Origin of the sequence: Streptomyces sp. NRRL WC-3626, from assembly GCF_000718785.1 — a bacterium.
GTDB classification, from domain to species: domain Bacteria; phylum Actinomycetota; class Actinomycetes; order Streptomycetales; family Streptomycetaceae; genus Streptomyces; species Streptomyces edwardsiae.
On the sequence record NZ_JOCA01000031.1, the window covers coordinates 18,184 to 30,605 of the forward strand.

The following is a 12,422-nucleotide window of genomic DNA, read 5'->3' on the forward strand; positions in this document are numbered from 1 at the left end:
CGGCCTCATCGGTGATGCGGCCCCCCTCCCGCGTCCTCACATTCTTGTTACACCGCCGGGGACGGATCGGTTCCCATCTGTTTCCGGTCAGTTCCGGACCGCCTCGCGGGACCTGAGAGAATGGTGGGCATGGCGACTGACCGACCCCGCGTGCTCTCCGGAATCCAGCCCACCGCAGGCTCGTTCCACCTCGGCAACTACCTCGGCGCCGTCCGCCAGTGGGTGGCCCTGCAGGAGACCCACGACGCGTTCTACATGGTCGTCGACCTGCACGCGATCACGGTCCCGCAGGACCCGGAGGAGCTGCGCGCCAACACCCGGCTCGCCACCGCCCAGCTGCTGGCCGCCGGTCTCGACCCGGACCGCTGCACGCTCTTCGTGCAGAGCCACGTGCCCGAGCACGCCCAGCTCGCCTGGGTCATGAACTGTCTCACCGGCTTCGGCGAGGCCTCCCGCATGACCCAGTTCAAGGACAAGTCCGCCAAGCAGGGCGCCGACCGCGCCTCCGTCGGACTGTTCACCTACCCGGTCCTCCAGGTCGCGGACATCCTGCTCTACCAGGCCGACGAGGTGCCGGTGGGCGAGGACCAGCGCCAGCACATCGAGCTCACGCGCGACCTCGCCGACCGGTTCAACGGCCGGTTCGGCGAGACGTTCACGATGCCGAAGCCGTACATCCTCAAGGAGACGGCGAAGATCTACGACCTTCAGGACCCGTCCATCAAGATGAGCAAGTCGGCGTCCACGCCGAAGGGCCTCATCAACCTCCTGGACGAGCCGAAGGCCACCGCCAAGAAGGTGAAGAGCGCGGTCACCGACACCGACACGGTGATCCGCTACGACGTCGTGGAGAAGCCCGGTGTGAGCAATCTCCTCACGATCCTGTCGACCCTCACCGGGACGGACGTCCCCGTCCTGGAGGAGCGGTACGCGGGCAAGGGCTACGGCGCGCTCAAGACGGACCTCGCCGAGGTCATGGTCGAGTTCGCGACCCCCTTCAAAGAGCGCACCCAGCAGTATCTGGACGACCCCGAGACGCTCGACTCGATCCTGGCCAAGGGCGCGGAGAAGGCGCGTGCCGTCGCCGCGGAGACCCTCGCGCAGGCGTACGACCGGGTGGGCTTCCTGCCGGCCAAACACTGATCCGCCGCACGGATCGCACCAGCGCCGGGCGGACGCCTCGCACCGGCGCTGAACCGGTCCACGCCCCCGGTCCGTACCACCGCACAGCGCTGCACATCACTCCGGTTGCGCCTGCCCGCATCCGGGTCGTGGTCGTACAGTCGATAACCGGGTGACCGTTTCCGCGGTCACCCGGTGCTCACCGCAGTTCCACCCGCCACGCTTCACCACCACAACGACAGGAGACGACGTGGGGACCGTAACGATCGGCGTGTCGATCGCGGTCCCGGAGCCTCACGGCAGCCGGCTTCAGCAGCTGCGCGCGGGCTTCGGCGACGCCGCGGCTCACGGTATCCCCACGCATGTCACCCTGCTCCCGCCGACGGAGATCGGCGACACCGACCTCGCGGCCGTCGAGGCGCATCTGAGCGAGATCGCCGCGGCCGCCCGCCCATTCCCCATGCGGCTGTCCGGTACCGGCACCTTCCGGCCCCTGACGCCGGTGGTGTTCGTCCAGGTCGTCGAGGGCGGCGCGGCGTGCGCCTGGCTGCAGAAGCGGGTCCGGGAGGCCTCCGGGCCGGTCCCGCGCGAGCTGCAGTTCCCGTACCACCCGCACGTCACCGTGGCGCACGGCATCGAGGAGGCGGCCATGGACCGCGCCTACGAGGACCTCGCCGACTACGAGGCCGCGTGGCCCTGCACCGGCTTCGCACTGTACGAGCAGGGCGCCGACGGGGTGTGGCGCAAACTGCGCGAGTTCCCCTTCGGCACGGCGGTGGTGCCGCCGCAGGGCGGGAGCGTGGACCGGGGATCCGTCTCCGCCCACTGACCCGCCGGCCGCGTCTCAGACCGGCAGCCGGCGGAACACCCCGCGCGGGAGATGCCGTAGCGCCGACATCACCACCCGCAGCGTGCCCGGCACCCACACGGTCTCCGCGCGGCGCCTCAAGCCCAGCTCCACGGCCGCCGCGACGGCCTCCGGGGTGGTGGCCAGCGGCGCCTCGGGGAGCCCCGCCGTCATCCGCGTACGGACGAACCCGGGGCGTACGACCATGACGTGCACCCCCGTGCCGTGGAGCGCGTCGCCGAGGCCCTGGGCGAAGGCGTCGAGGCCGGCCTTGCTGGAGCCGTAGATGAAGTTCGCGCGGCGGGCCCGCTCGCCGGCGACGGAGGACAGCACCACCAGGGAGCCGTGCCCCTGCGTCTGGAGCGCGCTCGCGCACACCAGGCCCGCCGAGACCGCGCCGGTGTAGTTGGTCTGCGCGACCCGTACCGCCGCCCCGGGGTCCCGTTCGTCGTGCGCCTGGTCGCCGAGGGTGCCGAAGGCGAGCAGCACCATGTCGACGTCGCCCTCGGCGAACACCTTGCCGAGCGCGTCCTCGTGGGCGTCGGGGTCGAGCGCGTCGAAGGCGACGGTGCGGACCTCGGCGCCGAGGTCGCGCAGGTGCGCGGCGGCCTCGTCCAGGCCGGGGGAGGGGCGGCCGGCCAGCCACACCGTGCGGGTGCGGCGGGCGATCAGCCGTCGCGCGGTGGCCAGCGCGATCTCGGACGTGCCGCCGAGGACGAGCAGGGACTGGGGGAGGCCGAAGGCGTCCTTCATGACGGCTCCTAGGGGGTGTCGTTCGGATCGTGCCTAGAGATGGAGGCGGCGGGCCAGGTCGGAGACGAACACCCCGCGCGGGTCGATGCGGGCGCGCAGCGCGCGGAAGTCGTCCAGGCGGGGGTACATGGCCGTGAGCAGCTCCGGGCGCAGCCGGGAGTCCTTGGCGAGGTAGACCCGCCCGCCGGCGCCGGCCACCTCCTCGTCGAGTTCGTCGAGGAAACCGCCGAGGCCGGGCAGGGACGCCGGAATGTCCAGGGCCAGCGTCCAGCCCGGCACGGGGAAGGACAGCCAGCCCGGGTCGGACCCCCCGAAGCGTTTGAGGACGGCGAGGAAGGACGGGCAGCGGCGCTCCGAGATCCGGCGCACGATCCGGCGCAGGGCGTCCTCCCGGCCGTGCCCGACGACGAACTGGTACTGCACGAAGCCGCCCCGGCCGTAGACCCGGTTCCAGTGCGGTACGCCGTCCAGGGGGTGGAAGAAGGCGGGGATCCGCTGGAGTTGCCCGGTCCGCGCGCGGGGCGCCTTGCGGTACCAGAGCTCGTTGAACAGTCCCACCGTGGTGCGGCTGAGCAGGCCCTCGGGGACGAAGGACGGGGCGGCCGGGAGCCGGGACGTGCGGAAGGAGAGGGGCTCCCCGCGGGTGCGGACGCGCCGGGGCAGGGCGTCCAGGGGGGCGTGGTCACCGCGCGTGAGCACCGCGCGTCCGGTGGCCCGGCCCCTGGCCAGCAGGTCGATCCAGGCGACCGAGTAGCGGTAGCGGTGGTCGGTGTCGGCGAGGCGGGCCATCAGGTCGTCGAGGTCGCCCGCGCGTTCGGTGTCGACGCACATCAGCGAGGTCTCGACCGGCAGCAGCCGGACCGTCGCGGTGAGGATCACCCCGGTCAGGCCCATGCCGCCCGCCGTCGCCTCGAACAGCGGCGTGCCCGGCACCACCGTACGGACCTGCCCGTCGGCGGTGAGCAGTTCCAGGGACAGCACATGGCGGGAGAAGGAGCCGGAGACATGGTGGTTCTTGCCGTGGATGTCGGCGCCGATCGCCCCGCCGACGGTCACATAGCGGGTGCCGGGCGTCACCGGCACGAACCAGCCGAGCGGCAGCAGCACCTCCATCAGCCGGTGCAGGGAGACGCCCGCGTCGCACAGCACGGTGCCGCCGTCGGCGTCGATCGCGTGCACCCGGTCCAGGCCCGTCATGTCGAGCACGGCACCGCCCGCGTTCTGCGCCGCGTCCCCGTAGGCCCGTCCCAGCCCCCGCGCGATGCCCCCGCGCGCGCCGCACTCCCGGACCGCGAGGGCGACCTCCTCGTACGTCCGCGGGCGGATGAGCCGGGCGGCGGAGGGAGCGGTGCGGCCCCACCCCGTGACGGAAACGGTGTCGGCAGGCATGACGGTGACCGTATCGCCCCTATGTGACTGGTTGGTTTTGAAACGTCAATCCCGTCCCCGAAACGGGTGATTAATGGGATGTCGCACCATAGGGGCGGGAGTTCCGCCCGCCCGGGGGTGAACAGTGGGTCCACATGGACCACCTCCACGACCGCCCCCAGGGGCCGTACGGCATGGACCACCGGATCGTCTCGGCCCTCAGGGCGTACGGCGCCGACCCCCGCGTGGCCGGTGCCGCGCGGGTCCTGTCCTGGGCCGGGGAGCACGGGGCGGTGTGGCTCGTGACGGGGATCGCCGGTGCCGTCGTGGACCGGCCGCGGCGCGGCGCCTGGCTGCGCGGCACCGTGCTCACCGCGGGCGCCCACGCCGCCGGCTCGCTGGTGAAACGGGTCGTGCGCCGCCCCCGCCCCACGCATGTCGAGCCGTTGGTCGGCACGGTCGGCCGGCATTCCTTCCCCAGCTCGCACGCCACCTCCGCGGCGGCCGCCGCCGTCGCCTTCGGCACGCTGGGCTCGCGCGCGGTGCCCCCGCTCGCCGCCGCCGTGTGCGTGTCCCGGCTGGTGGCCGGCGTGCACTACCCGTCGGACGTGGCGGCCGGCGCCGCCCTGGGCGCGCTGACGGCCCGTCTCGGCGCCCGCTGGATGGCGGGAGGCCGGGCATGACCCTGCTGCGCGAGCGCGTCGACCGGCGGCAGGCCGCCCCGCCCGGCCGGGGCGGCGGCCTGCTCACGGGCCTCCTGCTGACCGCACGGCCCAAACAGTGGGTCAAGAACGTGCTGGTGATCGCCGCCCCGGCCGCCGCCGGCGAACTGTTCACCCGCGGCACGCCGACCCGGCTCGCCCTGGTCTTCGTCCTGTTCACCGCCTGCGCCGCCGCCGTCTACCTGGTCAACGACGCGCGCGACGCCGAGGCCGACCGCGCCCACCCGGTCAAGTGCCGCCGCCCGGTCGCCGCCGGCCGGGTCCCCGTACCGGCCGCCTACGCCGCCGGGATCATCCTCGGCGTCCTCGCCCCCGTGGCCGCCGCCCGGCTGTGCCCGCCGGAGGTCGCCGCGCTGCTGACCGCCTACCTGGTCATGCAACTGGCGTACTGCGTCCGCCTCAAGCACGTCCTCGTCGTCGACCTCGCCGTCGTCACCACCGGCTTCGTGATGCGCGCGGTGATCGGCGGACTCGCCCTCGGCATCCCGCTGTCCCGCTGGTTCCTCATCACCGCCGGATTCGGCGCGCTGTTCATGGTCGCCGCCAAGCGCTACTCCGAGGCCGTGCAGATGACCGGGAAAGCGGGTGCCACGCGCGCGCTGCTCACCGAGTACACCACCGGCTACCTCCGCTTCGTGTGGCAGCTCGCCGCCGGCGTCGCCGTCCTCGGCTACTGCCTGTGGGCCCTGGAGGAGGGCGGTGTGCCGCACACGAGCGTGCTGCCCTGGCGGCAGCTGTCCGTGGTCGCGTTCGTCCTCGCCGTCCTGCGCTACGCCGTCTTCGCCGACCGGGGGACCGCGGGCGAACCCGAGGACGTGGTGCTGGGCGACCGCGCCCTCGCCGTCATCGGTCTGGTCTGGGCGGCCATGTACGCCCTGGCGGTGGCCGACTGGTGAGCCCCCGTTCGCGTGAGCTCCTCGGCTTCGCCACAGCCGGACTCCTCGCCTACGCCGCCGACCTCGCCCTCTTCACGTATCTGCGCGGTCCCGCCGGACTCGGCCCGCTCACCGCGAAGGCCCTCTCCTTCCTCGTCGGCTGCACCGTCGCCTATGCGGGCAACGCGCATGGCACCTACCGCGGCACACGCGTGCGCGGCCCCCGCCCCTACGCCCTGTTCTTCGCGGTCAACCTCGCCGGCGCCGCCGTACAACTGCTGTGTCTGGCCGTCAGCCACTACGGGCTCGGCCTCACCTCGCAGCGCGCGGACACCGTCTCCGGCGCGGTCGTCGGCATGGCCCTCGCCACGGTCGTCCGGTTCTGGGGCACCAGGACATTGGTCTTCCGCAACGGGGGCAGAGTCGGGTCATGGACTGGCTGAAAAGGCTTCCGGTCGTCGGACCGTGGACGGCGCGGCTGATGCTCACGCACGCGTGGCGGTCGTACGAGCGGCTGGACCGGGTGCACTGGGCGCGGCTGGCGGCCGCGATGACGTTCCGGAGCTTCGTCGCGCTGTTCCCGCTGCTCACCGTGGCGGCCGCGATCGGCGCCGCCACACTCAGCGAGGCACGGCAGGACGCCCTGCAGGACAAGATCACCGATCAGGTGCCCGGCATCTCCGACCAGCTGAACGTCGGCGAACTGGTGGACAACGCCGGCACCGTCGGCCTCATCGCCGGTGCCGTGCTGCTGTTCACCGGTGTCAGCTGGGCCGGCTCCATGCGCGAATGCCTGCGCGCGGTGTGGGAGCTGCCCGACGAGGAGGAGAACCCCGTCCTGCGCAAGGGCAAGGACCTGGGCATCCTCGTCGGGCTCGGCGGAGCGGTCGTGATCACCCTGATCGTCTCCACCGTCGCCTCCGCGCTGGTCGGCCGGATCAGCGACGCCATCGGGCTGGAGAAGGGCGGCTGGGGCGGCGTCGTCCTGCACATCGCGGCGTTCACCGTCGCCGTCGGCGCCGACTTCCTGCTCCTGCTGTACGTCCTCACCCTGCTGCCCGGCGTCGAACCCGCCCGGCGCCGCCTGATCGTCGCCGCGCTCACCGGCGCGGTCGGCTTCGAACTGCTGAAGCTGCTGCTCAGCGGCTATATGCAGGGCGTGGCCACGAAGAGCATGTACGGCGCCTTCGGCGTCCCCGTGGCCCTGCTGCTGTGGATCAACTTCACCGCGAAACTGGTGCTGTTCTGCGCCGCCTGGACGGCGACGCCGGGCAAGGAGGACGAGGCCCCCGACCTCACGGACGCGAACGGCGGCGCACCAGGTCCGGCAGCGGCCAGCGTCGGTTGACCAGGAACGCGCCGCCCGCGAGCAGCACGACCACGCCGCCCGCGATGCCCAGCGCGACGCCCGCGCCGTCGGTGCCGTCGCCCGAGGCGGCACTCGCGACCGGCTTCGACCCGCCGGCCGCGGCACCGCCCGCCTGACCGGGCGACGCGGACGGGCCCGGCTGCGCGTCGGCCTTCTCCGCGCTCCTCGGCGCCACCAGCTCACCCACCGGCTCGACCTTGCCGGCCGCCTTGAAGCCCCAGTCGAAGAGCTTCGCGGTCTCCTTGTAGACCTCGTTGCTCTCGCTCTTCTGCGGGTTCATCACCGTGACGAGCAGGACCTTGCCGTCCCGCTCGGCGACACCGGTGAAGGTGGCGCCGGCGTTGGTGGTGTTGCCGTTCTTCACACCGGCTATGCCCTGGTAGACCGGCACGTCGAAGTCGCCTGCCAGCAGCCGGTTGGTGTTCTGGATCTCGAAGGACTCGCGGACCTTCTTGCCCTTCTTGTTCTTCTTCGTCTCACCCGGGAACTTCGCCCTGACCGTCGAGCAGTACTCGCGGAAGTCCTTCTTCTGCAGTCCGGAACGGGCGATCAGCGTCAGGTCGTACGCGGACGACACCTGCTTCGGGGCGTCGTAGCCGTCGGGGCTGACCACGACCGTGTCGAGCGCCTGGAGCTCCTGGGCGTGCGCGTTCATGTCGTCGACGGTGTCCTCGATGCCGCCGTTCATCGCCGACAGGACGTGCACCGCGTCGTTGCCGGAGCGCAGGAAGACACCCCGCCACAGGTCGTGGACGGTGTAGGTCTCGTCCTCCTTGATGCCGACCATGCTGGAACCCGAGCCGATCCCGGCCAGGTCCGACGGCACGACCTTGTGCTCCGTCGTCTTCGGCCACTTCGGCAGCAGCGTGTCGGCGAACAGCATCTTCAGGGTGCTCGCCGGGGCCAGCCGCCAGTGCGCGTTGTGCGAGGCGAGGACCTCGCCCGACTCGGCGTCGGAGACGATCCAGGAGCGGGCCGACAGCCCCTTCGGCAGTACCGGCACCCCGCTCGCCAGGTTGACCTGCGTCCCCGGCTGCGCGAGCCGGGCACCGCCCACGACGGACATCTTCGCCGGGGGAGTAGCCGTGGGACTCGTCGACGGCTTGGGGGCCGCGAGCGCGACGGGTGACGTCAGCGCGGTGGACAAGAGGACGGCGGAAGCGATCAGCAGCGGTCGCCTGGCGGTGTTCTTGGGTGCGGGCACGGTCGGAAACGTACATGCCATGTCCGGTGGAGTCCCGGGCAGGTCCCCACCCCGGGCAAGGATCCGGACACCGGACGGTGATACTGGGGGAATGAAGCTCAGCCGCCCCGTCTCCTGGTTCCTGCTCGCCTTCGGGGTGTGGAGCTGGGTCATCTGGGTCACTTTCGTCAAGAACCTGGTCAAGGACAGCAGTGGACTCGCGTTCGAGAACGGGCACCCGACGGCGTACTTCTTCGTTCATCTGACGCTTGCCGTCGTCTCCTTCGTATGGGGGACGGTCATCGGGGGCATCGGGTTGCGCGGACTGCGCGCACTGAGCCGGACGTCACGCACGTCCTGACCGGGAACAGGGGAACTGCGCCTCGTGGCCATCGTTTTCGTACTCATCGCGCTACTGGTCGTGGCCGTCCTGGTGACGGGCAACTGGTACGTGTGGCGGCGTCTGTTCCGGGACACCACGAGAGGGCCGGGCGCGGTGCGCCGCGCGGGCGCCGTCGTGATGGCCGGCGGCTGGGCGCTGACCGTGGGGGCCCTTGTCGCCGAGCGTGGCGGGGCGCCGTTCTGGCTGCAGCAGGTGCTGGCCTGGCCGGGGTTCCTGTGGCTGGCGCTCGCGTTGTATCTGCTGCTGGCGGTGCTGGCCGGTGAGCTGGTGCGGCCGGTGCTGCGGCGGGTGCTGGAGCGGCGGGCGCGGACGGCCGCGGAGGTGCCGGCGCCGGCGACGGCACCGGCACCTGCCGAGCCGATAGCGGCGGGGGCGGGGGCTGCGCCGAGTGCGGTGACCGCCTCCGGTGACGAGGGCGACGGCTCCGGTCCGCAGGTGTCCGCCGCTCCCTCTCGGCGGCTGTTCGTCTCCCGCGTGGTCGGCGGGGCCGCCGCCGCGGCGGCCGTGGGGACGGTCGGCTACGGGACGTACGGCGTGCTGCGGGGGCCGAGCGTGAAGCGGGTCACCGTGCCGCTCGCCAAGCTTCCCCGCGCGGCGCACGGGTACCGGATCGCCGTGGTCAGCGACATCCATCTCGGGCCGGTGCTCGGGCGCGGCTTCGCGCAGAAGGTCGTCGACACGATCAACTCCACCCAGCCGGATCTGATCGCCGTCGTCGGGGACCTGGTGGACGGGAGCGTCAAGGATCTCGGTCCGGCGGCGGCTCCACTGGCGCAGCTGCGGGCGCGCGACGGGGCGTTCTTCGTCACCGGTAACCACGAGTACTTCTCCGGGGCCGAGCAGTGGGTCGAGGAGGTGCGGCGGCTGGGGCTGGTTCCGCTGGAGAACGCGCGTACGGAGTTGCCGTACTTCGATCTGGCGGGGGTGAACGATGTCGCCGGTGAGAGTGAGGGGCAGGGGCCGGACTACGCGAGGGCGCTGGGGGACCGGGATCAGGGGCGGGCTTGTGTGCTGATGGCTCATCAGCCGGTGCAGATCCATGATGCGGTGGATCATGGGGTGGATCTGCAGCTGTCCGGGCATACCCATGGGGGGCAGTTGTTTCCCGGGAATCTGGTGGCGGGGCTTGCGAATCCGACGCTGGCGGGGTTGGAGCGGTATGGCGATACGCAGCTGTATGTGAGCCGGGGGGCCGGGGCCTGGGGGCCGCCTACTCGGGTGGGAGCGCCGTCGGACATCACGGTGATCGAGCTGGCCTCCCGCCAGGCCTGAGCGCGCGTTGACGTGGGGCGGGGGCGGGTTGCGCGGCCCGGCGTCTGCGGGGTGCCGTCGCGCCCACCCGTGCCGCCCTGCGGCACGATTGCCCGCGGTTGCGGGGGGGCCGGGTTGTGCGGTCCGGGGGTTGCGGGGTGCCGTCGCGCCTACCTGTGCCGCCTTGCGGCACGATTGCCCGTAGTTACGACGCTTGGCGTGATTGCCCGCGGTTGCGGTGTTTGGTGTGATGGTCCGCGGTTGCCGTGCGTGGTGGGATGGGCGGCGGTTACGGTGTGGGGTGGGGCGGTAGCGTTACCGTTACCGTCAGGCCCTTGTCGGGGGCCGTGTCCACCTCGACCTCGCCTCCGTGTGCTCGCGCGACGCCCTGCACGATCGCCAGGCCCAGTCCGCTGCCCGCGCCTCCGCCCGCCCGGAAGAAGCGGTCGAACACGCGGGCCGCGTCCTCCGGTGCGAGGCCGGGGCCCTCGTCCGCCACGCACAGGCGTACCGCTCCGTCGTCCCCCCGGCCCACCCCCAGCCGTACCGGCACCTCCGCCGGCGTGTGCGTGCGCACGTTGCCCAGCAGGTTCCCCAGTACCTGCCGCAGCCCCGCCTCGTCCGCCCGCACCAGCACCGAACCCTCCGCCTCCACGGACACCGCCCGCTCTGGCTGCTGCACCCGCAGATCCTCCGCCGCGTCCCGCACCAGCCGGCACACGTCCACGTTCCGCAGCCGCAGTTCGGGACGCTGGTCGAGCCGGGCCAGGACCAGGAGTTCGTCGACCAGCCGCCCCATCCGGTCGGACTCCGCGATCATCCGGTCCCAGGCCCGCTTCCGCTCCGTGGGCTCCCGCAGCATCCCCCGGTCGTACAGCTGGAGATAGCCGCGTATCGCGGCCAGCGGAGTGCGCAGCTCGTGCGAGGCGTCCGCGACGAACCTCCGCAGCTGCGCCGCGCTCCGCTCGCGCGTGCGATACGCCGACTCCACCTGCTGCAGCATCGAGTTGAGCGCCAGCCGCAGCTGCTCCACCTCCAGGATCGGATCCCTGCTGGACGGCACCCGCCGGGTCAGATCGCCCTCCGCGATCGCCGACGACGTCTCCACCATGTCCTCCAGCGGCCGCATCCGCCGCCGAACGCTGAACATGGTCAGACAGGCCAGCAGCAGCAACAGCAGTGTGCCGATGGCCAGATCGAACTTGACCGCCTTGGCGACCCCCTCGTGCACCGCCTCCGTGGAGGTGGCGATCAGGATGTACGTGCCGTCCGCGAGCCGCGTCGCGGTCACCCGGTAGGCGGCGCCGCGCACGGTGACGTCGTGCGGCTCCGGGTCCTTGAGCAGGGTGCGCGCGTCGCCGACCGTCTCCGCCAGGTCGCGCTGTGCCTGCGTGGGTGCGAAGCCGAGGACGCCGACCGGCTTCCCCCGGCCGTCCACGGCGGCGAAGATCGAGTCCGGGTCGTCCTCACGGTTCCAGTCCGGGTCCACCCGGTCCCGGAAGAAGCTCAGCACGCTCAGCGAGTCGATCTGCCGCAGCGTCAGCTCCGACCCGCCGAGCGAGTCACGCGTGCGGGTCAGTTCCGTGTCGATCTGGTCCAGCAGGTAGTAGCGCATGCCCATCACGCTCACCGCGGTCGCCGCCACGATGCCGAGGGCCAGCAGCACCACGTTCGCCAGTGTGAGCGCGCCGCGCAGCGAGTGGATTCCGCGCCGGGGGCCCCGGTTCCGGATCGGGAGCCTCATGTCAGGCCGTATCCGACACCGCGCCGGGTGGTGATCACCGGCGCGCCCAGGGTCTCGAGCTTGCGCCGCAGATAGCTGATGTACGTCTCGACGACGGTCGACTCGGCGGGGGCGTGCTCGTACTGCCAGACATGGCGCAGCAGTTGGTCCTTCGGCACGATCCGGCCGCCGTTGCGCACCAGGAACCGCAGCAGCGCGTACTCGGTGGGGGTGAGCTCCACCGAACGGCCCCCGCGGCGCACCGAGTACGTCGTCTCGTCCAGCTCCAGATCGCCGTGGCGCAGCGGCGCCCGCTGCGGAAGGACGTCGGCGGGGCGGGTGCGGCGCAGTACGGCGGTGATCCGGGCGACGACCTCGTCGATGTTGAACGGCTTGGTGATGTAGTCGTCGCCGAAGCCGAGCGCGCCCACGATCTCGGCGGGCGCGTCCCGCGCGGTGAGGAAGACCAGAGCCAACTCGGGCCTTCGGGCACGCAGTTCGTGGCCGAGGGCGCGGCCGTCGCCGTCCGGCAGCATGATGTCGAGCAGGGCGCAGTCGGGACGGGTGTGCTCGGTCAGGGCGAGCGCCTCGCGGACCGTGCCCGCCGTCATGACCTCGAAGCGGTGGAAGCGCAGGGCGATGGCGAGGACGTCCGCGATGCTCTCCTCGTCCTCCACGACCAGCACGGTGCCGGGAGCTGTCATGCCTCCAGTATCGGCGCGACTCCCCGCCGTCGCCCGGGTCTTCCCTTTGGAGTTCCTTGAGAGTCCCGCGCCGGCCGTGTTCCCGCGCGGGTGCCGCCGCCG

General features: G+C 72.1%; 13 protein-coding genes. 8 read left to right on the forward strand and 5 right to left on the reverse strand.

The features are described from left to right. Window positions 1-150: 150 nt before the first annotated feature. Together trpS and IF28_RS0133740 are read left to right on the forward strand one after the other, a co-directional pair. The gene (gene trpS / locus IF28_RS0133735) at window positions 151-1,143 is read left to right on the forward strand and encodes a tryptophan--tRNA ligase (protein ID WP_078621620.1); all 993 of its coding nucleotides are present in this window, start codon (window positions 151-153) and stop codon (window positions 1,141-1,143) included. Between the two features lie 229 nt (window positions 1,144-1,372). After that, entirely contained in the window at window positions 1,373-1,951 is a 579-nt protein-coding gene (locus IF28_RS0133740; protein WP_030228710.1) for a 2'-5' RNA ligase family protein, read from the forward strand. Window positions 1,952-1,966: 15 nt separating this feature from the next. Here IF28_RS0133740 and IF28_RS0133745 read toward each other — a convergent pair whose 3' ends face one another. Together IF28_RS0133745 and IF28_RS0133750 are read right to left on the reverse strand one after the other, a co-directional pair. Continuing rightward, the gene (locus tag IF28_RS0133745) at window positions 1,967-2,722 is read right to left on the reverse strand and encodes a decaprenylphospho-beta-D-erythro-pentofuranosid-2-ulose 2-reductase (protein WP_030228712.1); all 756 of its coding nucleotides are present in this window, start codon (window positions 2,720-2,722) and stop codon (window positions 1,967-1,969) included. Between the two features lie 33 nt (window positions 2,723-2,755). Then, a complete protein-coding gene (locus tag IF28_RS0133750) occupies window positions 2,756-4,111 on the reverse strand; it encodes an FAD-binding oxidoreductase (protein WP_030228714.1) in 1,356 nt (451 codons plus the stop codon). A gap of 134 nt (window positions 4,112-4,245) precedes the next feature. Between IF28_RS0133750 and IF28_RS0133755 the strand changes: the two genes are divergently transcribed. Genes IF28_RS0133755 through IF28_RS0133770 form a run of 4 tightly spaced genes read left to right on the forward strand, consistent with a single transcriptional unit; the run spans window position 4,246 to window position 7,035 of the window. Beyond that, complete coding sequence (locus IF28_RS0133755) at window positions 4,246-4,773, forward strand: phosphatase PAP2 family protein (RefSeq protein ID WP_030228719.1); 528 nt, start codon at window positions 4,246-4,248, stop codon at window positions 4,771-4,773. After that, the gene (locus IF28_RS0133760) at window positions 4,770-5,708 is read left to right on the forward strand and encodes a decaprenyl-phosphate phosphoribosyltransferase (RefSeq protein ID WP_030228722.1); all 939 of its coding nucleotides are present in this window, start codon (window positions 4,770-4,772) and stop codon (window positions 5,706-5,708) included. Before IF28_RS0133755 ends, IF28_RS0133760 begins: the two co-directional genes overlap by 4 nt. Then, entirely contained in the window at window positions 5,702-6,130 is a 429-nt protein-coding gene (locus IF28_RS0133765) for a GtrA family protein (protein WP_030228724.1), read from the forward strand. The genes IF28_RS0133760 and IF28_RS0133765 overlap by 7 nt, the downstream gene beginning before the upstream one ends. Further along, the gene (locus IF28_RS0133770; RefSeq protein WP_030228726.1) at window positions 6,118-7,035 is read left to right on the forward strand and encodes a YihY/virulence factor BrkB family protein; all 918 of its coding nucleotides are present in this window, start codon (window positions 6,118-6,120) and stop codon (window positions 7,033-7,035) included. The genes IF28_RS0133765 and IF28_RS0133770 overlap by 13 nt, the downstream gene beginning before the upstream one ends. Here IF28_RS0133770 and IF28_RS0133775 read toward each other — a convergent pair. Then, a complete protein-coding gene (locus tag IF28_RS0133775) occupies window positions 6,983-8,260 on the reverse strand; it encodes a D-alanyl-D-alanine carboxypeptidase family protein (RefSeq protein ID WP_030228728.1) in 1,278 nt (425 codons plus the stop codon). The genes IF28_RS0133770 and IF28_RS0133775 overlap by 53 nt on opposite strands. Window positions 8,261-8,351: 91 nt before the next feature. Between IF28_RS0133775 and IF28_RS0133780 the strand changes: the two genes are divergently transcribed. Further along, window positions 8,352-8,600 (forward strand): SCO4848 family membrane protein, encoded by a 249-nt coding sequence (locus IF28_RS0133780; RefSeq protein ID WP_030228731.1) that lies wholly within the window; start codon window positions 8,352-8,354, stop codon window positions 8,598-8,600. Window positions 8,601-8,624: 24 nt separating this feature from the next. After that, entirely contained in the window at window positions 8,625-9,914 is a 1,290-nt protein-coding gene (locus IF28_RS0133785) for a metallophosphoesterase (protein ID WP_030228734.1), read from the forward strand. A gap of 268 nt (window positions 9,915-10,182) precedes the next feature. Here IF28_RS0133785 and IF28_RS0133790 read toward each other — a convergent pair whose 3' ends face one another. Both IF28_RS0133790 and IF28_RS0133795 read right to left on the reverse strand, forming a co-directional pair. After that, window positions 10,183-11,637, reverse strand: coding sequence for a sensor histidine kinase (locus IF28_RS0133790; RefSeq protein WP_030228736.1), 1,455 nt, complete (start codon window positions 11,635-11,637; stop codon window positions 10,183-10,185). Next, complete coding sequence (locus tag IF28_RS0133795) at window positions 11,634-12,320, reverse strand: response regulator transcription factor (protein WP_030228738.1); 687 nt, start codon at window positions 12,318-12,320, stop codon at window positions 11,634-11,636. The genes IF28_RS0133790 and IF28_RS0133795 overlap by 4 nt, the downstream gene beginning before the upstream one ends. Between the last annotated feature and the right edge of the window lie 102 nt (window positions 12,321-12,422).